Origin of the sequence: Pseudomonas sp. UBA5568 (assembly GCF_002425525.1) — a bacterium.
In the GTDB taxonomy this organism is placed as follows: Bacteria; Pseudomonadota; Gammaproteobacteria; order Pseudomonadales; family Pseudomonadaceae; genus Aquipseudomonas; species Aquipseudomonas fulva.
This window is the reverse complement of record NZ_DIMK01000057.1, coordinates 33470-54898: the sequence shown is the minus strand read 5'-3', so window position 1 is coordinate 54898 and position 21429 is coordinate 33470. Positions and strand designations below refer to the sequence as shown.

Genomic DNA, 21429 nt, shown 5'->3' with positions numbered 1-21429 from the left:
GGGTGCGGACGGCGCGACCGAGCGCTGGGGTTGAGGGGCAGGTGCCGGCGCCGAGCTGCGCCCACCAGCGCCGAAGATGCTGGACAGAAAACCGCCGCCGCCTGTGTTCTGCGAGGCTCCGGCCTGCGCAGCCTCGGCCTGGGCACGTGCCTGCTTGAGTTCGGCTTCGAGCTGTTTGTTCTGTTCGTCCAGGCGCTTGATGGCCGCTTCCTGCACCAGGATCGCCTGGGCCATGTAGTAAGGGGCCGCCGGCTGCTGGCGCACGTGCGCCTCGATACAGGCCTGTGCCTGCGCATCACGGGGCTGGCTTGGGTCTTCGGCCTGCTTGATGCGGCTGAACAGGCCATCGATCAGGGATTGTTCTTCGGTATTCATGGGGCGACCTCGTGGGTAGCGGGACAACGGACAGGCTCAAAGATGGGGCGTTAACGCGGCTGATTCAATCACTGGCGGGGTGAAACTTTTTTCAGCAAGTGACGGATCAGGGGTCGCTTTGGGCTAGAGTTAGACCCCCTGTTTCAACTGCCATGCGATGTTGACCCATGAATCCGCTGAGCGTTTTGCGCGACTCCCTCCACTTCTTCACCCGCCACCTGGCCGGTATTGCCCAACTGTGCCTGCCGCTGGTGGTGCTCGAAGCCGTGCTGACCCAGGTGCTGTATCGCCAGCTGGGCGAGCAGGCCTCGCCGGCCTACGGCATGCTGATCTACGTGCTGTGCTACCCGTTGTACAGCGCTGCACTGATCCTCTACCTCGATACCCGCAGCAATGGCCAGGCCATCGCCAAGCGCGACCTGTTTGCCCGTGCGGTGCAGCTCTGGCCGGCGCTGACGCTGCTGGTGCTAATCAGCTCGTTGCTGATCATGGCCGGCATGGCCTTGTTCGTGTTCCCAGGGGTGTGGATCATGGTCAACCTGGTGTTCGGCGAATACCTGCTGGTGCTGCGCGGCTTGCCCGTGGTGCAGGCGATGCGCGAAAGCGCCCGCATGACTACTGGCCATTTCATGCGCATTCTGGTGTGCCTGCTGGGGGTGCTGGCGTCGATCTGGCTGATCGAAGGCCTGATCCTGATGGCCATCCCCGATCCTTCCCCTGGCGTGCAACTGCTGGTGGATAGCCTGGCAGGCTTCCTGCAATTGTTCGGCACGGTGGTCATGTACCGGCTGTTCATGCTGCTCGAAGTCGAGCAGCGCACCTGAACGCAGCCGTTGGCTGCTAGCGCTGGGCCTTGAGGAACAGCGCGAACAGCTCCGACTGGGACTTGATGCCCAGCTTGCGGTAGATGTGCTTGCGATGGACCCGCACGGTTTCCGATGAAATGGCGAGTTTGCGGCCGATCTCCTTGCTGGAACAGCCGCTGAGCAGCATGCGGCCCACTTCCAGTTCGCGGGCGGTGAGCGGCGTTTCAAGGTGGCCAAAGCCCTCGGCCAAGTGGTTCTGCCACGCAGGCGCCGGGGTGACTTCGTCGACATCGTGCTCGAACCGAAAGCGCTGGCGCATGGTGGCCAGCACCCAGGGTTGCAAAAGGTGCAGCAACGCAATCTGCTCACCTGCAAAGCGTGAGCGGCTACCGAGCGACAGGCAAAGCGTGCGCCCTGCATCCAGGGCCACGTTGTACTGCACCTCGTCGGCCACCACGTTAAGGCGGAAATAACGCTGGTAGTAGTCGGTGCGCTCGAAGCATTCAGGGGCCACGTCGGCCAGTTGGACCAGGCCGCTTGCCGGTGCTTCCCGGCTGGCGATGTAGAACGGGTCCAGCAGGTAGAGGCCCTTGAGGTAATCCTGGAATAACGGGTCCAGCCCGCCGTCGCTGCCCGGGGATTCGGCATACACCAATGGGCGGTGCTCACTGAAAAGAAACGCGACCCAGCTGTCGAACGCCACGTATTGCTCCAGCAAACGCACCAGGCGCAGCCAGAAGCCGGGGTGGTCCAACGCATCGATCACCTGGCCGACCGAGCGATGCCAGGCAATGTCCTGAAGTGTAAGGTTCATGTCCGGGCTCTGTACCAAAAGGTGAGACGCAGGTCAGGGTGAATACAACCGAGCAGGCAAAGTGTACTGGAGTGCATCGGCATTGCGGCGCTGTTTTCAGCGCAGCGTTGACCAGTACCGACGGATTTGCATGGGGCTAACCCCTATGGGTTACCTCAAGGGCGTAATTACCCCGCCGCCGATGGCAGCGGCATACTCGGGCACTCACCGTGCGCCACAGCAGCTGGTTTCACGCCGCGTCGATCACCTGGCAGCCGTTGGGCTGCGCATTCAGGAGTTGCAATGAAAGTAGAACTCGTCCAGCTGGACGGTCGCGACGGCGACACCGCCTACAACCTGGAACGCACCCTCGAGGCGATCCACCGCGCAGCAGCGGATGTGGACCTGATCGTGTTCCCGGAAACCCAACTGATGGGCTTTCCAACCCATGACAACATCGCGGCTATCGCCGAGCCCCTGACCGGCCCGACGCTTGCTGCCGTCGCCCAAGCGGTGACCGACAAGGGCGTGGCAGCCGTGGTTGGCCTTGCCGAAGCGGGCGAAGACGGGCACTTCTACAACACCACCGTGTTGATCACCCCGGACGGTGTCGCGTTGAAGTACCGCAAAACCCACCTGTGGGCCTCCGACAAGGGCATCTTCACGGCGGGCGATCGCTACGCCACGGCGTTGTACAAAGGGGTGCGCGTAGGGCTGTTGATCTGCTTCGACATCGAATTCCCCGAAAGCGCCCGCGCCCTGGGCCAGCTGGGCGCCGAGCTGATCTTGGTGACCAACGGCAACATGGACCCCTATGGCCCCACGCACCGCACCGCCATCAGCGCCCGCGCCATGGAAAACCAGGCCTATGCGGTCATGGTCAATCGCGTCGGCCAGGGCGATGGCAACCTGGTCTTTGCAGGCGGCAGCGCGGTGGTCGACCCTTACGGCCAACTGTTATGCGAGGCAGGGCGCACCGCCTGCCGGCTGCAACTGGACCTCGACTTGGCGCTGATCGGGCAAGCGCGCCAGGACTACAGCTACCTGGCCGAGCGCCGCTTCGAACTGCCAGGCCAGCAGGTCGAGCACCCTGACGGCTTGCGAGAACTGATCCTGACCACCGTCTGAACCTTTGCGCCACGGCTGGCGCCCAGGGCCCAGGCCGGGCCCTGACATTGAACTCCATAAAAAACACAATCCGGAGTAACACCATGGCCCACTTGAAACGCACCCTGTCGCTGGGTGCGGTGACGCTGTTCGGCATCGCCTACATGACCCCCATCATTGTGCTGGGCACCTTCGGCATCCTCGCCGACACCACCCAGGGCGCCGTGCCCTCGGCTTATCTGGCCGCCTCCATCGCCATGCTGTTCACCGCCCTGAGCTACGGCAAGATGGCCAAGGCCTTCCCCGTCGCCGGCTCGGCCTACACCTACGTGCGCAAGTCCATCAGCCCCAAGCTGGGTTTTCTGGCCGGTTGGGCGGTGCTGCTGGACTACCTGTTCCTGCCCATGGCGATCTGGCTGATCGGCGCGGCCTACCTGCATTCGGCCTTTCCGGCGGTGCCGCACCCGGTGTGGGTGCTGGCCTTCATTGCCGTCACCACGGCCATCAACATCATCGGCCTGCAGCTGGCCAAGACCGTCAATGGCGTGCTTATGCTGCTTCAGTTCCTCGTACTGGCAGCCTTCGTGGGCCTGGCCGTGCATTACGCCACCGGCGAGCTGAACCAGCCGTTGTGGTCGCTGGCACCCTTTCATCAGGACGGTTTCCAGCTGCCCCTGATCATGAGTGGCGCCGCCATCGCCTGTTATTCGTTCCTGGGCTTCGATGCGGTCAGCACCTTGACCGAGGAGACCCATGAACCGCGCAAGACCATCCCTCGCGCCATCCTGCTCATCACCCTGCTGGGCGGTTTCATCTTCATCGTGGCCAGCTACTTCGTCCAACTCGCGCACCCAAGCGCGACCTTCAGCAACCCGGACTCGGCCGCCTACGAAATCGCGAAGGCCATTGGCGGGGACATTTTCGTGAGTTTCTTCCTGATCGGCCTGATCGTGGGCCAGTTCACCTCGGGGCTTTCCGCCCAAGCCAGTGCCTCGCGCCTGCTGTTCGCCATGGGCCGCGACGGTGTGCTGCCCAAGCGTTGGTTCGGGCGACTGAGTACGCGGTTCGGCACACCGGTCATCAGCATCGTCCTGTGTGGCGTAGTCGCGCTGCTGGCCTTGCGCATGGACGTGACGACCTCCACCTCGTTCATCAACTTCGGCGCTTTCCTGGCGTTCAGCCTGGTCAACCTGTCGGTGATCTTTCACTACTGGATCGCCCAGGGCGAGCGCGGGCTCAAGGCGGCAGCGGTGTACCTGGCCTTCCCCTTGGTCGGGCTGATGGCGGATCTGTGGCTGATGGCAAGCCTGGACCCCATGGCCATCTACCTTGGCGTGGCTTGGCTGGGCATGGGGTGCCTGTACCTGCTGGTCATCACCCGTGGGTTGCGCCAACAGCCGCCAGAGATGCATTTCGAGGAGGCTTGAGGTCGAGTGGGCAGTATGATTTGCGGGGCTTGGAGATATGCCCCGCAGGGCTTGGGTCAGGGTGGGGATCGGATGATTGCGGCCAGTGCGAAATCTGGAAAAACTCGGTGGCGTTCTTCGCAGCTGGAATTCTATGAGGCTTCCGGCCGTCGACGGATAACAAATGCGTAATGGCATGGATCTTTATAACCGTTGGCATTCGTGGTTCGGCGATTGGGTTGCTCGCGATTTCGTGCGGGGCCCAAGGCCGTTCTCTAACACCTGTCAGTTTTGCCAGTGGCCGGGTGCGTACATCACCCGGATACTCAAGACGCCCGCCCTGCTAACGGGCGAAACGACAGTTCTCCAACCGCGAGCACAATCGCATGAACAGACTCGAGAGATCGGCGTACTCGCCTTACGGCTTTGCCGCAGAGATTCGATCTGCACACACGTTACTTGGCTTCAATGGTGAGCATGCGCAAGCGCTGACACCGCTCTACCTGCTTGGCTCCGGATACAGAGTCTACAACACGCGCTTAATGCGTTTTCTTTCACCTGATAGCCTAAGCCCGTTCGACGCGGGTGGCATGAATACCTACGCCTACTGTTCAAACGACCCCGTGAACCGCAGCGATCCCACTGGGCACTCTTTCCTATACCCCAACAAAAATGTGCGAAGACCAGCTATTACGCTGCCGAGTCGCGGCGAAGCAGGCAAGTGGCCGACACATCCCTCGGAGTTAGCGAAAAGGGATTTCAGCAATATGAAACTGAAGGAAATGTCCTATAAAGAGATTCAACACTGGTTCAAGATTTCCAAAGGGGAGTTAAAAGAAGCGAAACGCAATATACTGCGCAGCCCAAATGATGCTTCAGAGGCCATCGAGAAATATGTTAACACTGAGAACCGCCACCATGTATTGACTGAAGCATTAAATTCAAAGATTACAGGACGCCTCGTACACGTTATTGAGTCGTTGTTGGAAGAAGGACTCTACAAACCAAGCATGCCGGTGGAGTCTAATGCAGAACTGGCGACATTGATGCGGAACGGCATGCCCGTTATTATCCCCAGTGTCCATGATTTTAGAACTGTCAAAATGCGTCACTAAGGCTGTACAAAACTCCGAGATACCCAACCGCTGCCCTCAAGCGCTAAGGTTCTTGAACCTTCCGCTATCGACGGAAAGGAATACTACGGCGGCTACGAACTTTGTGGGCGTCCGATTGGATCAAGTACGAAGTCGGCACCCGTATGGTCTGCCCGCCTATGACACTGTTTTTCAGCCACACGATGTCATGGGTCAGTGCTCCGACCTGCGCGCCGGTCAGGGGCACGCACAGGCTCAGATTGATGACATCCTGGCTGGCCAGGGCACTGTCCATCAGGTGGCGGCGCTGGCGTAGAGGGCTGTTTGCTGAGGACGATGTCGATGCCGACCACCGGCACCCCGGTCTGGTCGTCGCCCAGCTTGCCGGCGAGGATTTCCAGTGCGTTGTGCTCGCTCACCAAGCCGTTCTGCACACGGCGGGTGACGTTCAGTTACGTATGCGCATCGCTACTTCCTAGGCTTAGCCCTGGCAGTCGCTTCGGCCACCAGCGGGTCTTCAGGCCAATAGTGCTTCGGGTATCGCCCCTTCAGATCCTTCTTCACCTCCACGTAAGTGCTGCGCCAGAAGTTCGCCAGATCCTGGGTGACCTGCACAGGCCTGCGAGCCGGCGACAGGAGGTGCAGAACCAGCGGCTGCCTGCCCTGAGCGATGCGTGGGGTTTCTGCCAGGCCAAACAGCTCCTGAAGCCGCACGGCCAAAATTGGCGGATGCTGCGAATAGTCGATACGGATATTCGAGCCGGATGGCACCTGGATCGCCTGGGGTGCCTGGGTGTCCAGCTCCTGTGGAAGCGGCCAGGGCAGAAGGTTTCTGATGATCGAGGGCAGGTCCAGCTGGCTGAAGTGGCTGAGCCTCGTGACTTTACCCAGGTAGGGCGTGAGCCATTGGTCGAGCGTGTCCAGCAGATTGGCATCGCTCAGGTCAGGCCACTTGCTTTGTGCCTGCCCACGCTCGATATCCAGCTGGCGCAGCAGACCCACCCGGGCCTGCCACTGCCGCAGCTCGGGGTTCCAGGGCAGAAGCTCGATGCCCTTGCGCCTCACCAGGCTGACCAAGGCCAGCGAACGGGTTTGCTCGTCAAGGTTCGCCAGCGCTTTCGTCGACAGCACGAGCTGGCCTACCCGCCACTGCCGCTGCGCCTTGAGCACGCCTTCGCGCTCGTCCCAATCGACCTCATCGACCGACCTCACCAGGTCAGCCAGCTGGTTATCGAACAAGGCCGGATCGAGGTCACTCGCCAGGTAGATCCGCTCCTCGCGCTGTCCTTGCCGGCTACCCAGATCGGCCACCACCAGCCACTCATGTTTGGTGAGAGCATCGGGCTCTGAGAACACCGCAGCACGACCGTTGGAAAGACGGTATTCAGATGCAGTCGCCCGCCTCTGCAGGCCGATTCGATCAGGGTATGCGAACGCCAGCAGGCATCCTACCCACCGTGGGTGATCGAGCGCGTCTACAGGGCTCGAGGCCTTGCCACGCAGCAGCGACCGGTACTGCCGAGCAGACTGTTTCACGCGTTGCAGGGAACCGCCACTGCGACGGGCATGCTGCTCGCCCGACAGTGCGCTGAGCCGGGAGTGCAGGTCGGCACCGGCCCCACGCAGGATATCTTTTTCGCCCAGCAGAGCCGCGATGTTGCATGCCAGGTCATCAAGGCCCATCGCATTGCCCTTGATGAGCATGTGGGCGATCCGGGGGTGGGCTGGCAACACGCTCATGGCCGCACCGTGTGGCATGAGCTGTCCAGCATCGTCGAGCGCGCCCAGACGCTTGAGCAGGTCTGTGGCTTGAGCGAAGGGCGCCGCTGGTGGTTGATCGAGCCAGGTCATCTCTTCCGGCTTCATGCCCCATCGAGCCAGCTGGAGCGCCAAGGCTGCCAGATCTGCCTGGAGGATTTCAGGGGTGCTGTAGCTGGCCATCTGCTCGTGCTGGGACTGCGACCACAGCCGATAGCAGACACCAGGCTCCAGGCGCCCCGCCCGTCCCGCCCGCTGGGTAGCGCTGGCCTTGGAAATGCGCTGTGTGTCGAGTCGGGTCATGCCGCTGCGGGGGTCGAACCTGGGTACTCGTTCAAGGCCACTGTCCACCACCACCCTGACCCCTTCGATGGTCAAGCTGGTCTCGGCGATGTTCGTGGCCAATACGACCTTGCGCGAGCCCTTGGGGGCCGGGTCTATCGCCGCACGCTGCGCCTGCAGGTCGAGGTCACCGTACAGCGGGCACACCATCACCTCTGGACGGCTGCCGAGATATGCCTTGAGGTCCTCTGCCACCCGCCGAATTTCCGCCTGCCCAGGCAGGAACACCAGGATGCTGCCAGGTTGTTCATCGAGGGCGGCCAGGCACGTGTCCGTGATGCGCGCATCGATTCGCTCGCCCGGCTGATAGGGGCTGCCCCATACCGTCGAGACGGGATACATCCGCCCTTCACTGGTGACCACGGGCGCATCGTCGAGCACCTTTGAGAGGCGGGCACCCTCCAGCGTGGCAGACATCAACAGCAGCTTGAGCGGGGGCTCATCGCGCAGCAGTTCACGGGCGCTCAGGCACAGCGCCAGTGCCAGGTCGGAATCGAGGTTGCGCAGGTGGTACTCATCGAAGATGACCACGCCCACACCCTCCAGCGCCGGGTCCTCCTGAAGCCTGCGAGCCAGAATGCCTTCGGTGACCACTTCGATCTGCGTTCGCGGCCCTACCTTGCTTTCAAGGCGAATGCGGTAGCCGACCGTCTCGCCCACCTGCTCATCCAGCTCACTGGCCAAACGCTCCGCCGCTGCCCGCGCAGCCAGTCGGCGAGGTTCGAGCATCAGGATCTTTTGCCCGGCTAGCCAGGGCTCATGCAACAACGCCAGGGGCACCCGAGTGGTCTTGCCAGCACCCGGGGGCGCTTCGAGTATCACTTCATTGCGACTGGCCAGGGCCTGTCGTAGATCTGGCAATACACGGTCTATAGGTAATGAAATCATGGTGGCCCTCGAACAAGCAGGCGAGTATAACGGCGAACCGACGTTGTCCTATCATGGTCTTAACTGCGCGGGTTCAGGCGCCTTGCCTGGCCTGCCGAACGCCACGCCCGGAGATTTACATGCGCATTGCTTCCCGCCTGATCGGTGCTGCCCTCGTGGGCACCTTGCTGACGCAACTGACGGCTTGCGGCTCCATCTTCTACCCAGACCGTCGCGGCCAGATCGACGGCAAGGTCGACCCTGCGATCGCCGTGCTGGATGCCGTTGGCCTGCTGTTCTACGTCATCCCAGGGCTGATCGCCTTCGGCATCGACTTCGCCACCGGCGCCATCTACTACCCACCAGGGCAAACCGCGCAGGTGGACCCGGCCAAACTGAAGGACGCCGTCAATGCCGATGGCAGCGTGGACAATCTCAAACTGCAGGCCATTCTGGAAAGCGAACTGGGGCAGCGCCTGCCGCTGGACGACCCACGCTTGATCCAGCACCGCGGCAGTGCTGAACAATTGGCCAGCCTTGGGCTGGTACCTGCCGCCTGACGTCAAGGACGACCGCCTGAGATGACCACTTCGGCCGAACACAAACGGTTGCTCCGCCTGGCCACGCGCGCCTCCCTGGCGGTGGCCAGCATCCTGGTGGTCAGCAAGGCGCTGGCCTGGTGGTTGAGCGGCTCGGTTAGCCTGCTGGCCGGGTTGACCGATTCGGCCCTCGACGCCGTGGCGTCCTTCCTCAACCTGCTGGCTGTGCACTACGCCCTGCGCCCGGCCGATGACGACCACCGCTTCGGGCACGGCAAGGCAGAAGCCCTGGCTGGCATCGCCCAGGCGCTGTTCATCGGCGGCAGTGCCGTGCTGATTGCCTTGCAGGCGTTGGAGCGCCTGCGCAACCCGCAGCCGTTAGGCGATACCGCCATCGGCATCGGGGTGATGCTGTTGTCGTTGGTGCTGACCGTCGCGCTGCTGGCCGTGCAACGCAAGGTCATCCGCGCCACAGGTTCAACGGCGGTACGCGCCGATTCCCTGCACTACCGCTCCGACCTGCTGCTCAACGGCAGCATCTTGCTGGCGTTGCTGCTGGCGCGCTTCGGCTGGCCGCAACTCGATGCGCTGTTCGGGTTGGGCATCGCACTGTACATCCTGTGGAGCGCCCTGCAGATCGCGCGCGAAAGCACGGCGATTCTCATGGACAAGGAGCTGCCCGTGGATGTGAGCGAAGACATGGCCAGCCGCGTGCTGGCCATCGAGGGCGTGCTGGGCGTGCACGACCTGCGCACCCGGGTATCGGGCAACCAGTGGTTCGTGCAATTGCACATCGAGCTGCCTGGGCAACTGCCGCTGCATCACGCACATGGGCTGTGCGTGCAGGCGTCGCAGGTGATCCGCCAGCAGTACCCCAAGGCCGACGTGATGGTCCACGCCGACCCGGTGTAGCCCTCTAGTTGACGCTGTAGCCTCGCCCGGACAAGCACGCGCCAAGCGCCCGTTGGTAGGTACTTGCAACCGCAGGCGCCGGCGCGTAGGCCGCCATGGCAGGATCGAACCCCGACTGGCTGACCGCCCAGCGATGGCACTGGTAACGGTCCTGATCCTGCTGCTCCTGCCCCTGTCCATAGCGCGGATAAGCCACCACGTCATACCCCGACGCCGCTGTAGGCGCAGGTGCTGGGGGATTGACCACCACGTACTCGCGGCTGTTTTCCAGGTAGCGATAGTAGGTGTCGGCGACCAGGTAGATCATCGCGCCGTCCACGCGAAACTTGTGCGCATAGGGCGGCAGGTAGCTGACTCGCGCACCCGGGGGCGGCACCACGACCTGGTAACCCCTTTCCCAGGGGCGGTACCAGTACCCGCCGGAGTAGAAATAGTCCTGCCCCTGGTAGGGCACCTTCCAGAAACGGTCAGCAAACCGCTCCACGGTCTGGCCAGGCCGGTAGTGCGGCCCGGGGCCCCAGCCTTCACCGTGGCCCCCAGGGCGGCCCTGCCAGCCCTCGTGAGGCGCGTAGCCAGGGCCTGGGCCATGCCAACGCGGGCCGTCATCGGGGCGGCGGGGAATGTCCTGGTAGAACCCCGGCCGTGGGGGCTGCGTCTGACCGACTTCGTCACGCGAATTGAGCGCACGCCCAGGCGCGGGCCCTGCCTCCACACCTGGCCCTGTAGCGGCGGGGGGCAAAGCACCTGGGCCGTCGTTGGGCCCGGCCGCCAGGGCTGCAACGCTGATGCCCATGCCCAGCAATCCAACACCTGCCCACTGCCAGATGTGCGACTTCATGGTAGTCCTCTCGACGGTAAAACGGCTGACTGCGCCAGTCTACCGCGCCCCATCACGCCGCCCATTAAATTTCAGCCATGAAAAAAGGGAGGCCACCTGGGCCTCCCTTCAGCAATTGTCGTCCGTGCTCGGCGCTTGTGGCGCCGGCTCACCTCACACCGTCTTCTGGAAGGTGCGTAGCCCGGGGGCCTGGCCCATCCTGTTGGATGGCTTGGCCGCGAGCGCCCGTCTGGGGCGCATCGCCGTGGACTGATGTCCGGGCAGTGATTCTGGTGATAACGATACCGGGCGCGCCCCGGCACAGGATTGCGAAGATTGCTCAGATAAATAGCACTTGCGCAATTTTTAACCCTGGATTGATAATTCGCCGCAATCCGAACAGAAAAGGCATGATTCATGAGCAAGCTGGACCGATACGACCTGAGCATTCTGGCTGAATTGCAGCGTGACGCGCGCATCTCCAACCAGGAGCTGGCCGAACGCATCGGCCTTTCACCCTCGCCCTGCTCGCGCCGCGTCAAGCAACTCGAAGACGACGGCTACATTTCCCGTCAGGTGGCCTTGCTTGATCGCAAGAAGCTGGGTTTGAGCCTGACTGCCTACGTACTCATCGGCATGGACCGGCACACCCCCGAGCGTTTCGAAACCTTCGAGGCCACCATCCGCAACCTGCCGCAGGTGCTGGAGTGCAGCCTGGTGACCGGGATGGACGCCGACTACCAGCTCAAGGTCGTCGTGCCCGACATGGACCATTACCAGAAGCTGCTGCTCGGTAGCCTCACGCGCATCGAGGGCGTCACCAGCGTGCGTTCAAGCTTCGTGCTCAACCAGGTGTTGGCCAGCACCGAGCTTCCATTGACCCACCTTCGCTGATCAGTTGCCACCTCACGGGTATACTTGCCCCCTCAACCCGCCTGGAGCACTGCAATGGATCCTGCCGTATTCGAAGAGTGGATGATGATCATCCTGGTGACTGCCTTGATCGGCTTCATGGGCTTCATCGTCTGGGACCTGGCGAAAAAATCCCAGGCGGGGCGGTTCGGCACCCTGATCCTGTTCTTCGTGCTCGGCCTGGGTGTGCTGGCGTTCATCATCAAGAGCGTGGTGGTGGGGTTCATCGAGGGGGTGTAGCCAGCGCGGTCGCCACGTGCCCGCTGGCCATGCCGCCTAGCGCCGCAGGGTCGGCGCCACCTCGCGCCAGCAGCCTTGCTCAAGCCCACCGAGTGTCCAATCGCCGATACGCACGCGCACCAGGCGCAAGGTGGGCAGGCCCACGGCGGCGGTCATTCGCCGTACCTGGCGATTGCGACCCTCGCGAATCACCAGCTCCAGCCAACAGGTCGGTACGCTTTTGCGAAAGCGTACTGGTGGGTTGCGCGGCCACAGAGCGGGGGCTTCGAGGCTGCGGGCCTCGGCGGGCAACGTTGGTCCGTCATTGAGCTGCACGCCTTCGCGCAGTTGGCGCAGCTGCTCCTCGGTGGGCTCGCCCTCGACCTGCACCCAATAGGTCTTGGGCAGCTTGTGCTTGGGGTCGGCAATACGCGCCTGCAGCGCGCCGTCATTGGTCAACAGCAACAGGCCTTCGCTGTCCCGGTCCAGCCGGCCGGCGGGGTAGACGCCCGGGATATCGATGAAATCCTTGAGCGTGGCCCGCCCCTCGCCGTCGCTGAACTGCGTCAGCACGTCGAAGGGTTTGTTGAACAGGATCAACCGCGGCTCGGCGGGTGGCGCCTTGGGCTGGCGGTGAGCGCCAGGCATAGGCCGCCCCTGAGGACGGCGCGGCTTGGAACGGGGTGGCAGTGACATGGGTCCTCAGCGGAACGGCGGCTCGTCGAAGCTGCGCAGTTTACGCGAGTGCAGCGAATTGAGCTCGGTGCGCAACAGGTCCAGCGCCGCGATCCCGATCTTCAGGTGCTGGCTGACCGCGCGGTTGTAGAACGCGTTGGCCGAGCCTGGCAGCTTGATTTCGCTGTGCAGCGGTTTGTCGGACACGCACAGCAAGGTGCCGTACGGCACCCGCAGGCGATAGCCCTGGGCTGCGATGGTGCCGCTTTCCATGTCCACGGCAACGGCGCGGGACAAGTTGATCAGCGGCCGTTCCTGGGCCCAGCGCAGCTCCCAGTTGCGGTCGTCGTACGTCAGCACGGTACCGGTGCGCAGGCGCTTCTTGAGCTGCTCGCCCCGCTCGCCGGTCACCTGCGCAGCGGCTTCCTGCAAGGCCAGTTGCACCTCTGCCAATGCCGGGATCGGAATATTCGGCGGCACCACGCGGTCAAGGATGCCGTCACGGCGCATGTAGGCGTGGGCCAGCACGTAGTCGCCAATGGTCTGCGACTGGCGCAGCCCGCCGCAGTGCCCGATCATCAGCCAGCAATGCGGGCGCAGCACTGCCAGGTGGTCAGTGATGTTCTTGGCGTTGGACGGGCCGACGCCGATGTTGACCAGCGTGATGCCGTCGCCGTCCCCTGCAATCAGGTGGTAGGCCGGCATCTGGTAGCGGTGCCAGACCACACCGGCGACCAGCGCCTGGGCCTCACCATGGTCCATGCTCTTCTCGATCACGACGTTGCCCGGCAACACCATGCGCACGAAGCGCGGATCATCGCGCAACTGCTCAAGGCCATGGCTGATGAACTGGTCCACGTAACGGTGGTAGTTGGTCAGCAGGATCCAGGGCTGCACGTGGCGCCAGTCACTGCCGGTGTAGTGCACCAGGCGCCGCAGCGAGAAGTCCACGCGCGCGGCATCGAACAGCGCCAGGGGCAAGGTATCGGTGCTGTCCCAGTCGTAGAGCCCATCGGCGATGTTGTCGGTGGCCGAGGACAGGTCGGTGCTGGGGAATACCCGCGCCAGCTGCGCGGCGGTGATGCCGCTGCCGGCCAGCTCGTCGCCCTGGTCGACCACGTACGGATACGGAATGGGCTGCTCGCTCACCCCCACTTCGACCGTGACGGTGTAGTCGTGCATCAACGGGCGCAATTGCTCCAGCAGGTAGCTGCGAAAAGCAGCCGGCTGGGTGATGGTGACGCTGTAGGTGCCCGCCACCTGGACCTTGGCGTAGGCCCGCGTGGTGGCAGCGACTTCGCCATTGCTGTGGTAGGTCAGGCGCAGCGCCGGGTAGCGGAACAGGTCTCGCTGCTGGGCATCGGGCTCGGTGCGGTCCTTGAGGTAACGCTTGAGGGCCTGGCTCAGGGCACCGGTGGCCTGCTCATGCAAGGCCGCCAGACGATCGACGGCCTGTTCGGGAGTATCAACGACTTCAAACGCGTGGCTCACACTGTGCTTCCTGTCTGGACATGCATGCGAACCATCTTGCCTGCCTTCTCGGGTAAATTCATCCCCTTGATGATGCAAGGCGGCGCAGCTGGGCCGAGCCGGTCAGCTGGCCATGGCCCGCGCCATCAGGGCCTGTACGTCCACACCGCGCGGCAGCGTGCCATAAGCGCGCCCTGTCCCTGTGAGGCGGCTGGCGATGAACGCATCGCTGACCGCACAATGGCCGGCCTCCAGCAGCAACTTGGCCTGCAATGCCAGGGCGATGGTCTCGGTCAGTTGCCGCGCCCGGTACTGGATGTCGCCCGTGTCGAGGAACGCATCCTTCAGGTTGACGATGCAGGTGGCCAGGCGCTTGTCGCCGTGTCCGTCCCCCAGTTCGGCGAACAACGCCTCCAGCACACCCGGCTCCTTGGACAAGGCGCGCAGCACATCCAGGCACTGCACATTACCCGAACCTTCCCAGGACGAGTTGACGGGCGCCTCGCGGTAAAGCCGCGGCAGGATGCTGTCCTCCACATACCCCGCCCCGCCCAGGCACTCGGCCGCTTCGTTGATCATGGCCGGGGCACGCTTGCAGATCCAGTACTTGCCTACCGCCGTGACCAGGCGCGCGAAGTGCGCCTGCTGGGGGTCGTCGAGCTGCTCGAGGGCGTGGCCCATGCGCAGGCTCAGGGCCAATGCCGCTTCGCTTTCCAACGACAGGTCGGCGAGCACGTTCTGCATCAGCGGCTGTTCGGTCAACAGGCGGCCCGCCACCTGCCGATGCGCGCAGTGGTGCAGGGCCTGGGTCAGCGCCTGGCGCATCAGGGCACTGGAGCCGACCATGCAGTCGAAACGGGTCATGGCCACCATCTCGATGATGGTCGGTACGCCCCGGCCCTCCTCACCGATCATCCAGGCCAGCGCACCGCGAAACTCCACTTCGCTGGAGGCGTTGGAGACATTGCCCAACTTGTCCTTCAGGCGCTGGATATAGAACTGGTTACGGGTGTCGTCCGGGCGGTGGCGGGGCAGCAGGAAGCAGCTCAGGCCGTGCTCGGTCTGGGCAAGGACCAGGAAGGCATCGCACATGGGCGCCGAACAGAACCACTTGTGACCCACCAGCTCGTAGGCCTGGCCGGGCCCCGGCGCGCCGACTGGGTAGGCACGGGTGGTATTGGCGCGCACGTCCGTGCCACCCTGCTTCTCCGTCATGGCCATGCCCAACGTGACGCCGGCCTTGTGCCGGTCGCCGACGTTGCGCGGGTCATACTCACGCGACAGCGCCTTGGGCAGCCAGTAGTGGGCGATCTCGGGTTGCAGGCGCAGGGCCGGCACCGCAGCGAAGGTCATGGTCAGCGGGCAGCCCGTGCCGGCCTCGGCCTGGCTGTGCAGGTAGGTCATCGCCGCGCGGGCCACGTGGGCGCCCGGGCGCGGCTCGGCCCAGGGCAGCGACGGCAGCCCATGCTCGACGGCGGTGCGCATCAACTGGTGATAGGCGGGGTGAAACTCGACCAGGTCGATGCGATGGCCATAGCGATCATGGCTGCTGAACACAGGCTTGTGCGCATTGGCCAGAAAGCCTGCCTGCATCAACGGCCCACCGGCCAGCGCGCCGTACGCATCGATCCGCGACTGCGCCCAGTCGGCACCAAAGCGCCTGGACCACTCCTGTAGCGGCAGGTCCAGGCGGTACAGGTTGGCCCCGTCCAGCGGTGGCGGCTGGCTGGTGACCTCGTGGGTTTCAGCGAACTGGTGCAGGTTCATGGAGGTACTCCTGAATCCGGGCAGGCGTGAGGTTCCCAGTGAAGCACTGTCTGGTCGATGGACAAAGGGGCATTCCTGACTAAACGCAGGGGTGCGTGATGAGCGGCGCTTAGGCGGCCGGCTTCATCAGGATCGCCAGCGGCGTGTTCGTTCGACGCCCGAACCGGTGAGGCCTTCAGGAACTTGTAATCCAGTTCCCAATCGTCCGTGGGAGTCTTCCTAGAAGCTGAATCAAGCGCCTATAAAGCGGATGCCGCCTGCTAGGTTGCGAGTTCGTTCTTGATCAGCAGGCAAGCCATGAGCATGCGAATCAGCATCCTGGGTCGGTACCAAGGCCTGGACAGCGATGAAACCACCACCGGCGCCATTTGCATTGCCGGGCAAGCCAGGGGGCGCGTCCATGGCCGTAACTGGCTGCTGCAAGGCGACAAGACCACGCCCTGCCCCGGCTGCGGGCAACCCGGCACGCTGGTGGAGGGCGAGCCCTATTGGAGTCAGGACGGCATACCCACGGTCCTGGACGGCGCATTGGTGGCGTGTGGGTGTCCTATAGGCAGCAACCGCGTGATTGCGGGCGGATCTGCGGCCCTTGCAACGTCCAGGGCATCTGCACCTGAACCGGTCAATGACGCCGTGCGAAACCCCGACGCCCGCGCTAGGACGATCGATCCGGAGCGGTTCCGGGACGCTGCGCCTTCAGTGGCTCAGCCCGTTAATGAACCGGGTTTCTACATCGTGCCGCGCAGCATGTCGTATGACGAGGTGCTGATAGAACTCGGTGCCCCACACGCTCACTTGTCCCGATCAGCATTGGAACGGCTTAACCCCACCTCGCGAAACGGATTCAAACCGGGCGAACTGTTCGTAGTGGGTGAAGAATCGGGGTACTCCATGTGTACCCGCCAAGAAATGTCGGTCATGGGTGCGGCGGAGCAGGCGCGTGCTGCATTGGCGGACCTCACCGAGGAGGAAGCCGGCTTCATGATGCAGTACCAGGCCGAGATCGCCGCGCTGTTTGGTGATACCAGTCTGGCCATGGGCGTAGCCGAGACGGTGGCGGGTAAGTCACTGGATGAAATCACCCGCCTCTTGCGCAAAATCGAAGACCTGTACAAAGCGCAATTTACCAAGCACGGGCACCTTCGCCACCCAGACTTCTTCGCCCAGCGCCAGCACCTGTTCAATCAGTTGAGTGCCGGTTTAAAGGCCACCCTTCTCAACAAGAGGCTCAATCTTGGGGATTACTCACGACTGCGCCGAGACTTGGGTATCTCCTCGAAAAGCCTGGTGCACCATTGGAGCAAAGCAGGCGGGCCCACGGGCATACCGGGGTATTCGACTCACTTGGATAGACTGGCGAAGATGGCCAAGTACTTGAAGGCTGGAGGGGCAGTGGGCATTACGCTCGGGGGCATTGGATCAGCGATGAATATTGCCGATGCGTGTCGGGTGGGGAATACCAAAGCATGTAGAAAAATGCGTTTTACTGAGGCTGGTAATTTTTCGGGTGGCTTGGGAGGTGGGTGGATAGGTGCAAAGCTTGGCAGTAGGGCAGCGCTCAGGGTTTGCTGGCGGACGGGGCCAGGAACGCTCATTTGTAATGTGGTGTTTGCAGGAGCAGGCGCTTGGGCAGGGAGCCAAGGAGGCATGATAGGCGGCGAAACCGTAGGCGAAGTCATCTTCGAGATGCTAATTGATGAATGATCTCGACAATACGCTGAAATTATTTTGGGTGGCCTCCCCATTTGTCCTGGGCTTCACCGCGCTCGCAATGGACCTGCACATCGCATGTTCCAAAGGATATGCAACCATGACCACAGCTCTTCAGCGCAGTCCATGCTTAGCTGTTTTTGTCGCAACATGGGGCGATAAAAGCGTGCGTGCAAGAATGCTCGTGATTTTTTTGGTAGCGGGCGCCATAACCTCTCCAAAATACAGCATCCGTAAAGGCGCGCTTGATCCCCGAGACTATGATCAATTTCCATCTCGTTTGAAAATACAGATCATCACAGCGTCCTGGCTTAATACCATAGCCGGCTTCTGGCTTTTTGTAATTTGTTTGATCTACGGATAACAACGTTACCGACCCATACTTGCTGCATGCCGCTAATCTTGGTGACGGGACGGCCTCAGGTATGAGTTGACGCAGAAGTGCTTACTGGCATTGGAGCTGCGACTGGTCTGAATGAATTGGAATGGACATCGACGAACACGCAGGAGAGGTAATCTCCGAGGCTTTGCAGAATGATTGACCACCTTGACATAAAGCTGAAGTTGTTTTTGCTCACTTCCCCTTTCATCATAGGCTTTATCTCACTGGCCATGGACCTGCGCATTGCATGTTCAAAAGAATACGACGTCATGATCGCAGCGCTCCAGCGCAGTGCTTGCTTAGAGTTTATTACAACACTCTGGGGAGAACAAAGCATACGCGCACGGTTATTGGTGATCTCAATGGTGGGTGGGCTCATAGCATTTCCAACCTACCACATTCGCAAAGGTGCGCTTGATCCACTCGATTATCAGAATTTTCCAGCCTCCCTTAAAAAGAAGATCAACACCGCATCCTGGCTGAACACAATAGCGTTCACTTGGCTAACAGTCGGTTACTTTTTCCTACTACCAAGGTGAAACTGTTTACTCATTACAAGCACCATGGATCCACGCTGATGATTGGGTATTCGACGCATCTGGGCGAGCTGGCAAGTAGGCCAGGTACTCGAAGCTCGCACGGCGGACGGGAATACAAAGCCATGTTGAAGAACACTATTTACTGAGCCTGACGATTTTGGCTTGCCCAAAATGGTCGGGGGCCAAAGTAGCTAATGAAGTGATACTTATTCCTTCCCGAAGAACTGCCTTGACGGCGCTGCATATGGCATCTCGACCCCTGCAACAGCGCCTCTGACGGGAAGCCTTCGTGCATGCAATTAAGCGAAAATTTTCGAGGCCTTGAGAGTGATCAAGAATTTTGACATTACGTTTCAATTACTTTTTCTTGCCACTCCCTTTGCCCTCGGACTGACCGGCCTCGCCATGGATCTGCGTATCGCAGGCTCCAAAGAATACAAAGTCATGATCGGGGCCCTGCAGCGCAGTGCGTGCTTACCCTTTATTGTCACCCCTTGGGGTGAAAAGACTCTGCGTGCGAGAATGTTGGTGACATTCGTGGTCGCCGGGATCATAAAGTATCCAAAATCAAGTATTCGACGAGGCATGCTTGATGCACAGGATTATGAGCAATTTCCATCATCCATGAAAAAGCGGATAGTAATTTCCTCATGGCTAAACACTGTCGCGTTCAGCTGGTTGATCATAGGCTCTTACTTTCTTTGATGCCGTGAATCCCACGTCCACGGTATCTCGCTGCGCACATAGCTAACAGCACATCGTCCTAACCTACCGATGCTTACCGCCAACGCCGCCCCGCATGCCCCTGCACAGCCACCTGCCCCTGCGAAATCGCCAACTCCAGACTCATCTCGAACCGACTGCCCACGCCAGGCGCCGATTGATGCGATAGCCGTGCCCCCAGTAATTCGCTCATCTGCCTGCAGATGGCAAGGCCAATGCCCAACCCGCCATAGCGCCGGGTCATGGAGCCATCCACCTGAAAGAACCGTTGATAAAGAATCGACTGGTCGAGGTCTTCGAAACCGATACCCGTGTCGCTCACGGTAAACGTCAAGGCCAGTTGATTAGGGCCCCTGTGCTGCCCCCGGACCTGGATCATCACACCGCCCTGGTGGGTGAATTTCAGGCCGTTGTCCACCAGGCACCCCAGGCACCGGGCCAGCTTCGGCCCATCCCCCACCAGCCGGTCGGGCAGGTCCGCCGGCATGTCCACACTCAAGTACAGGCCCTTGCCCAGCGCCTGGCCGGCATACGTAGCGCGCAAGCCTTGCAGCAATGTCCGAAGGTCGAAGGGCGCTGGCTGCGCTCGCAGCCGCCCTGCTTGCAATTCGGACAAGGTCAGGATGTCGTCGACCATGTGCATCATGCCCTGAGCCGAGCCCACCGCCGTCTGGTGGAAGCGGGCCATTTCCGCGTCCATCGGCAGGGTATGCATCAGCTCCAGGGACCCGATCACGCCATTCATCGGGGTGCGCAGTTCATGGGTGACGCAGGCCAGAAACTCGTCCTTAAGCCGGTTGCTGTTGGCCAGTTGCTGGTTGAGCGCCTCCAGTTGCTGCCCGGTCTCACGCAGGGTGCGGGCCTGCTCGTCGCGCAGCGTCTTGATGCGGTCTGCCAAGGCCAGCGATAGCAACGCCACCTCCAGCGCAGCGCCCAATTGGCTGGCATACATGGTCAGGAACATGTTCGGCAGGTAGCCCAGCACCATCAGCGTATTGACCAGCCCCCCGACCAGAAACGCGGTCCAGGCGATGATGAACCAGCGCGCCACGCGCAGGCCGCGCCGCCAGGCGTCGAGCCCTGCGCAGAAAACGCCCAGGCTGAACACGAGCGCCAAGGCGGTGGCAAGGCGCATGGAGAGGCCATAGGGCACGCTCACAGACAGCACCATCACCACGGCACCGCCCAGCATCAGCGCCTGCAGCAACCGGTCAAAGCCACGGCTGTTATGGCGAAGCTGCAGAAAATGCCGGGCGAACTGAGAGCCGAACAGCGCAGCTGCGCCGACGAACAACGGTGTGCAGGCATTGGCCCACCAGGGGCTGTCAGGCCACAGGTAAGCGATGCCGGCGCCGTTGACCGAGACCTGGTAAAGGCCAAAGGAGGCAATATAGAGGATGTAGTACAGGTAGCTGACGTCCCGCACGCTCAGGTACAGGAACAGGTTGTACACCAGCATCACCAACAGTACCCCGTAGATCATCCCCAGCACGTACAGGCGCGTGGCCTGGGCTTCGAGGTAAGCCTGGGGCGACCAGAGGGCCAGCGGCGCCTGCACCGAGCCCTGGCTGTGCAGCCGCATAAAGACGGTGGTGACCTGGCCAGGTGGCAATTGCAGGTTGAACAGGTAGTTGTCCTGGCGGATCTCCCGGCTTGAATAAGGCAACGCATCACCCGTGCGCTGGGCCAGGCGAAAGCGCCCGTCCGGGCCCGTCAGGTAAAGGTCGAGGTGATCGAGGGGTGGGTAGGCCAGCTCCAGCAACCAGTGCAGGGGCATGCCCGGCGCCGGGTCAGGGTGAAGTTCGAGCTTGAGCCAGAACACCGACGTGGAAAACCCGGCATTGAGGACGTCTTCAGGGTGGGGGCGAAAACGCTGTGCGAAGTCGGGCGCACTGACATCCGTGATGCTGGCGCTACCGTCCGGGTCTTCATAAACCTGCATGACCTTGCCCAGAGGCAGGTGACGGGTGGCCGCGGTGATGTCCACCGCTTCGGCGAATGTGGGCAGCAAACCCATGAGCACAATCAGCAAATAGCGCATACAGCCCCAGCAAGGCCTGTCCGGTCGCGTCGCGGTTGCCCCCTTTCCGTTTGAGACGACGAAATCCTGCAGAACCTGTTTATCGATTTATCTGCGCACTCTAGCACAGCCTCAAACTGCGTCGAGCGGCGGCACAAAACCCACAGGACCGCTCTGGAACGGGCCTTAGCGGCAT

At 62.0% G+C, this 21429-nt stretch carries 22 protein-coding genes; 14 read left to right on the top strand and 8 right to left on the bottom strand.

The window, feature by feature from the left end:
* On the bottom strand, positions 1-375 hold a 375-nt coding region (locus B2S33_RS19555), incomplete at its 3' end, for a DUF2076 domain-containing protein (protein WP_206407271.1).
* Between the two features lie 167 nt (positions 376-542).
* Between B2S33_RS19555 and B2S33_RS19550 the strand changes: the two genes are divergently transcribed.
* Complete coding sequence (locus B2S33_RS19550) at positions 543-1199, top strand: membrane protein (RefSeq protein ID WP_027915224.1); 657 nt, start codon at positions 543-545, stop codon at positions 1197-1199.
* A 16-nt stretch (positions 1200-1215) separates the two neighbouring features.
* Here the strand turns inward: B2S33_RS19550 and B2S33_RS19545 are convergent, their stop codons facing one another.
* Positions 1216-1995, bottom strand: coding sequence for a helix-turn-helix transcriptional regulator (locus tag B2S33_RS19545; protein WP_028687140.1), 780 nt, complete (start codon positions 1993-1995; stop codon positions 1216-1218).
* 130 nt (positions 1996-2125) lie between these two features.
* Between B2S33_RS19545 and B2S33_RS19540 the strand changes: the two genes are divergently transcribed.
* From B2S33_RS19540 to B2S33_RS19520, 5 genes are all read left to right on the top strand, one after another.
* The gene (locus B2S33_RS19540) at positions 2126-2281 is read left to right on the top strand and encodes a hypothetical protein (RefSeq protein ID WP_154665194.1); all 156 of its coding nucleotides are present in this window, start codon (positions 2126-2128) and stop codon (positions 2279-2281) included.
* The gene (locus B2S33_RS19535; protein ID WP_027915226.1) at positions 2278-3102 is read left to right on the top strand and encodes a carbon-nitrogen hydrolase family protein; all 825 of its coding nucleotides are present in this window, start codon (positions 2278-2280) and stop codon (positions 3100-3102) included. Before B2S33_RS19540 ends, B2S33_RS19535 begins: the two co-directional genes overlap by 4 nt.
* An 83-nt stretch (positions 3103-3185) precedes the next feature.
* The gene (locus B2S33_RS19530) at positions 3186-4508 is read left to right on the top strand and encodes an APC family permease (RefSeq protein WP_027915227.1); all 1323 of its coding nucleotides are present in this window, start codon (positions 3186-3188) and stop codon (positions 4506-4508) included.
* Between the two features lie 365 nt (positions 4509-4873).
* Entirely contained in the window at positions 4874-5602 is a 729-nt protein-coding gene (locus B2S33_RS19525) for an RHS repeat-associated core domain-containing protein (protein ID WP_145280384.1), read from the top strand.
* A gap of 242 nt (positions 5603-5844) precedes the next feature.
* On the top strand, positions 5845-6060 hold the full coding sequence (locus B2S33_RS19520) for a hypothetical protein (RefSeq protein ID WP_206405552.1): 216 nt from the start codon (positions 5845-5847) through the stop codon (positions 6058-6060).
* Here B2S33_RS19520 and hrpB read toward each other — a convergent pair.
* A complete protein-coding gene (hrpB, locus tag B2S33_RS19515) occupies positions 6050-8569 on the bottom strand; it encodes an ATP-dependent helicase HrpB (protein ID WP_145280388.1) in 2520 nt (839 codons plus the stop codon). The two genes, B2S33_RS19520 and hrpB, sit on opposite strands and share 11 nt — an antisense overlap.
* Positions 8570-8688: 119 nt before the next feature.
* On the opposite strand from hrpB, the gene B2S33_RS19510 reads away from it, so the two are divergent.
* The gene (locus B2S33_RS19510; protein WP_027915231.1) at positions 8689-9108 is read left to right on the top strand and encodes a hypothetical protein; all 420 of its coding nucleotides are present in this window, start codon (positions 8689-8691) and stop codon (positions 9106-9108) included.
* Positions 9109-9129: 21 nt separating this feature from the next.
* Positions 9130-9999: a cation diffusion facilitator family transporter gene (locus B2S33_RS19505; protein WP_145280390.1), complete on the top strand. Its 870-nt coding sequence runs from the start codon at positions 9130-9132 to the stop codon at positions 9997-9999.
* A gap of 4 nt (positions 10000-10003) precedes the next feature.
* Here B2S33_RS19505 and B2S33_RS19500 read toward each other — a convergent pair whose 3' ends face one another.
* The gene (locus B2S33_RS19500) at positions 10004-10837 is read right to left on the bottom strand and encodes a DUF6515 family protein (RefSeq protein WP_027915233.1); all 834 of its coding nucleotides are present in this window, start codon (positions 10835-10837) and stop codon (positions 10004-10006) included.
* Between the two features lie 396 nt (positions 10838-11233).
* Here B2S33_RS19500 and B2S33_RS19495 point away from each other — a divergent pair, with 396 nt between their 5' ends.
* Both B2S33_RS19495 and B2S33_RS19490 read left to right on the top strand, forming a co-directional pair.
* On the top strand, positions 11234-11710 hold the full coding sequence (locus B2S33_RS19495; RefSeq protein WP_023534579.1) for an Lrp/AsnC family transcriptional regulator: 477 nt from the start codon (positions 11234-11236) through the stop codon (positions 11708-11710).
* Positions 11711-11764: 54 nt separating this feature from the next.
* Positions 11765-11968, top strand: a complete 204-nt coding sequence (locus B2S33_RS19490) for a DUF2788 domain-containing protein (RefSeq protein WP_023534618.1) — start codon at positions 11765-11767, stop codon at positions 11966-11968.
* A gap of 36 nt (positions 11969-12004) precedes the next feature.
* Here the strand turns inward: B2S33_RS19490 and B2S33_RS19485 are convergent, their stop codons facing one another.
* The 3 genes from B2S33_RS19485 to B2S33_RS19475 form a co-directional block, all read right to left on the bottom strand.
* Positions 12005-12595: a pseudouridine synthase gene (locus tag B2S33_RS19485; protein ID WP_288650883.1), complete on the bottom strand. Its 591-nt coding sequence runs from the start codon at positions 12593-12595 to the stop codon at positions 12005-12007.
* A gap of 54 nt (positions 12596-12649) precedes the next feature.
* A complete protein-coding gene (amn, locus tag B2S33_RS19480; RefSeq protein ID WP_028687146.1) occupies positions 12650-14113 on the bottom strand; it encodes an AMP nucleosidase in 1464 nt (487 codons plus the stop codon).
* 102 nt (positions 14114-14215) lie between these two features.
* Entirely contained in the window at positions 14216-15859 is a 1644-nt protein-coding gene (locus B2S33_RS19475) for an acyl-CoA dehydrogenase family protein (RefSeq protein WP_288650881.1), read from the bottom strand.
* A gap of 297 nt (positions 15860-16156) precedes the next feature.
* Between B2S33_RS19475 and B2S33_RS19470 the strand changes: the two genes are divergently transcribed.
* The 4 genes from B2S33_RS19470 (at position 16157) to B2S33_RS19455 (ending at position 19195) form a co-directional block, all read left to right on the top strand.
* Positions 16157-17563, top strand: coding sequence for a PAAR domain-containing protein (locus tag B2S33_RS19470; RefSeq protein ID WP_288650879.1), 1407 nt, complete (start codon positions 16157-16159; stop codon positions 17561-17563).
* Positions 17556-17933, top strand: a complete 378-nt coding sequence (locus B2S33_RS19465; protein ID WP_176417782.1) for a hypothetical protein — start codon at positions 17556-17558, stop codon at positions 17931-17933. Before B2S33_RS19470 ends, B2S33_RS19465 begins: the two co-directional genes overlap by 8 nt.
* Before the next feature lie 170 nt (positions 17934-18103).
* Positions 18104-18490: a hypothetical protein gene (locus tag B2S33_RS19460; RefSeq protein WP_128610960.1), complete on the top strand. Its 387-nt coding sequence runs from the start codon at positions 18104-18106 to the stop codon at positions 18488-18490.
* Positions 18491-18817: 327 nt separating this feature from the next.
* Complete coding sequence (locus tag B2S33_RS19455) at positions 18818-19195, top strand: hypothetical protein (RefSeq protein WP_288650878.1); 378 nt, start codon at positions 18818-18820, stop codon at positions 19193-19195.
* A gap of 73 nt (positions 19196-19268) precedes the next feature.
* On the opposite strand, the gene B2S33_RS19450 is transcribed toward B2S33_RS19455, so the two are convergent.
* Entirely contained in the window at positions 19269-21254 is a 1986-nt protein-coding gene (locus B2S33_RS19450; RefSeq protein WP_288650877.1) for a sensor histidine kinase, read from the bottom strand.
* Positions 21255-21429 lie beyond the last annotated feature (175 nt).

Coding starts and splice junctions, on each gene's coding strand:
- B2S33_RS19490 (WP_023534618.1), top strand. CDS start 11,765: ATGGATCCTGCCGTATTCGAAGAGTGGATGATGATCATCCTGGTGACT.
- B2S33_RS19550 (WP_027915224.1), top strand. CDS start 543: ATGAATCCGCTGAGCGTTTTGCGCGACTCCCTCCACTTCTTCACCCGC.
- B2S33_RS19495 (WP_023534579.1), top strand. CDS start 11,234: ATGAGCAAGCTGGACCGATACGACCTGAGCATTCTGGCTGAATTGCAG.
- B2S33_RS19475 (WP_288650881.1), bottom strand. CDS start 15,859: ATGAACCTGCACCAGTTCGCTGAAACCCACGAGGTCACCAGCCAGCCG.
- B2S33_RS19465 (WP_176417782.1), top strand. CDS start 17,556: ATGAATGATCTCGACAATACGCTGAAATTATTTTGGGTGGCCTCCCCA.
- B2S33_RS19510 (WP_027915231.1), top strand. CDS start 8,689: ATGCGCATTGCTTCCCGCCTGATCGGTGCTGCCCTCGTGGGCACCTTG.
- B2S33_RS19470 (WP_288650879.1), top strand. CDS start 16,157: ATGAGCATGCGAATCAGCATCCTGGGTCGGTACCAAGGCCTGGACAGC.
- B2S33_RS19485 (WP_288650883.1), bottom strand. CDS start 12,595: ATGCCTGGCGCTCACCGCCAGCCCAAGGCGCCACCCGCCGAGCCGCGG.
- B2S33_RS19520 (WP_206405552.1), top strand. CDS start 5,845: ATGACATCCTGGCTGGCCAGGGCACTGTCCATCAGGTGGCGGCGCTGG.
- B2S33_RS19505 (WP_145280390.1), top strand. CDS start 9,130: ATGACCACTTCGGCCGAACACAAACGGTTGCTCCGCCTGGCCACGCGC.
- B2S33_RS19500 (WP_027915233.1), bottom strand. CDS start 10,837: ATGAAGTCGCACATCTGGCAGTGGGCAGGTGTTGGATTGCTGGGCATG.
- hrpB (WP_145280388.1), bottom strand. CDS start 8,569: ATGATTTCATTACCTATAGACCGTGTATTGCCAGATCTACGACAGGCC.
- B2S33_RS19535 (WP_027915226.1), top strand. CDS start 2,278: ATGAAAGTAGAACTCGTCCAGCTGGACGGTCGCGACGGCGACACCGCC.
- B2S33_RS19545 (WP_028687140.1), bottom strand. CDS start 1,995: ATGAACCTTACACTTCAGGACATTGCCTGGCATCGCTCGGTCGGCCAG.
- B2S33_RS19540 (WP_154665194.1), top strand. CDS start 2,126: ATGGGGCTAACCCCTATGGGTTACCTCAAGGGCGTAATTACCCCGCCG.
- B2S33_RS19450 (WP_288650877.1), bottom strand. CDS start 21,254: ATGCGCTATTTGCTGATTGTGCTCATGGGTTTGCTGCCCACATTCGCC.
- B2S33_RS19460 (WP_128610960.1), top strand. CDS start 18,104: ATGATTGACCACCTTGACATAAAGCTGAAGTTGTTTTTGCTCACTTCC.
- B2S33_RS19525 (WP_145280384.1), top strand. CDS start 4,874: ATGAACAGACTCGAGAGATCGGCGTACTCGCCTTACGGCTTTGCCGCA.
- B2S33_RS19530 (WP_027915227.1), top strand. CDS start 3,186: ATGGCCCACTTGAAACGCACCCTGTCGCTGGGTGCGGTGACGCTGTTC.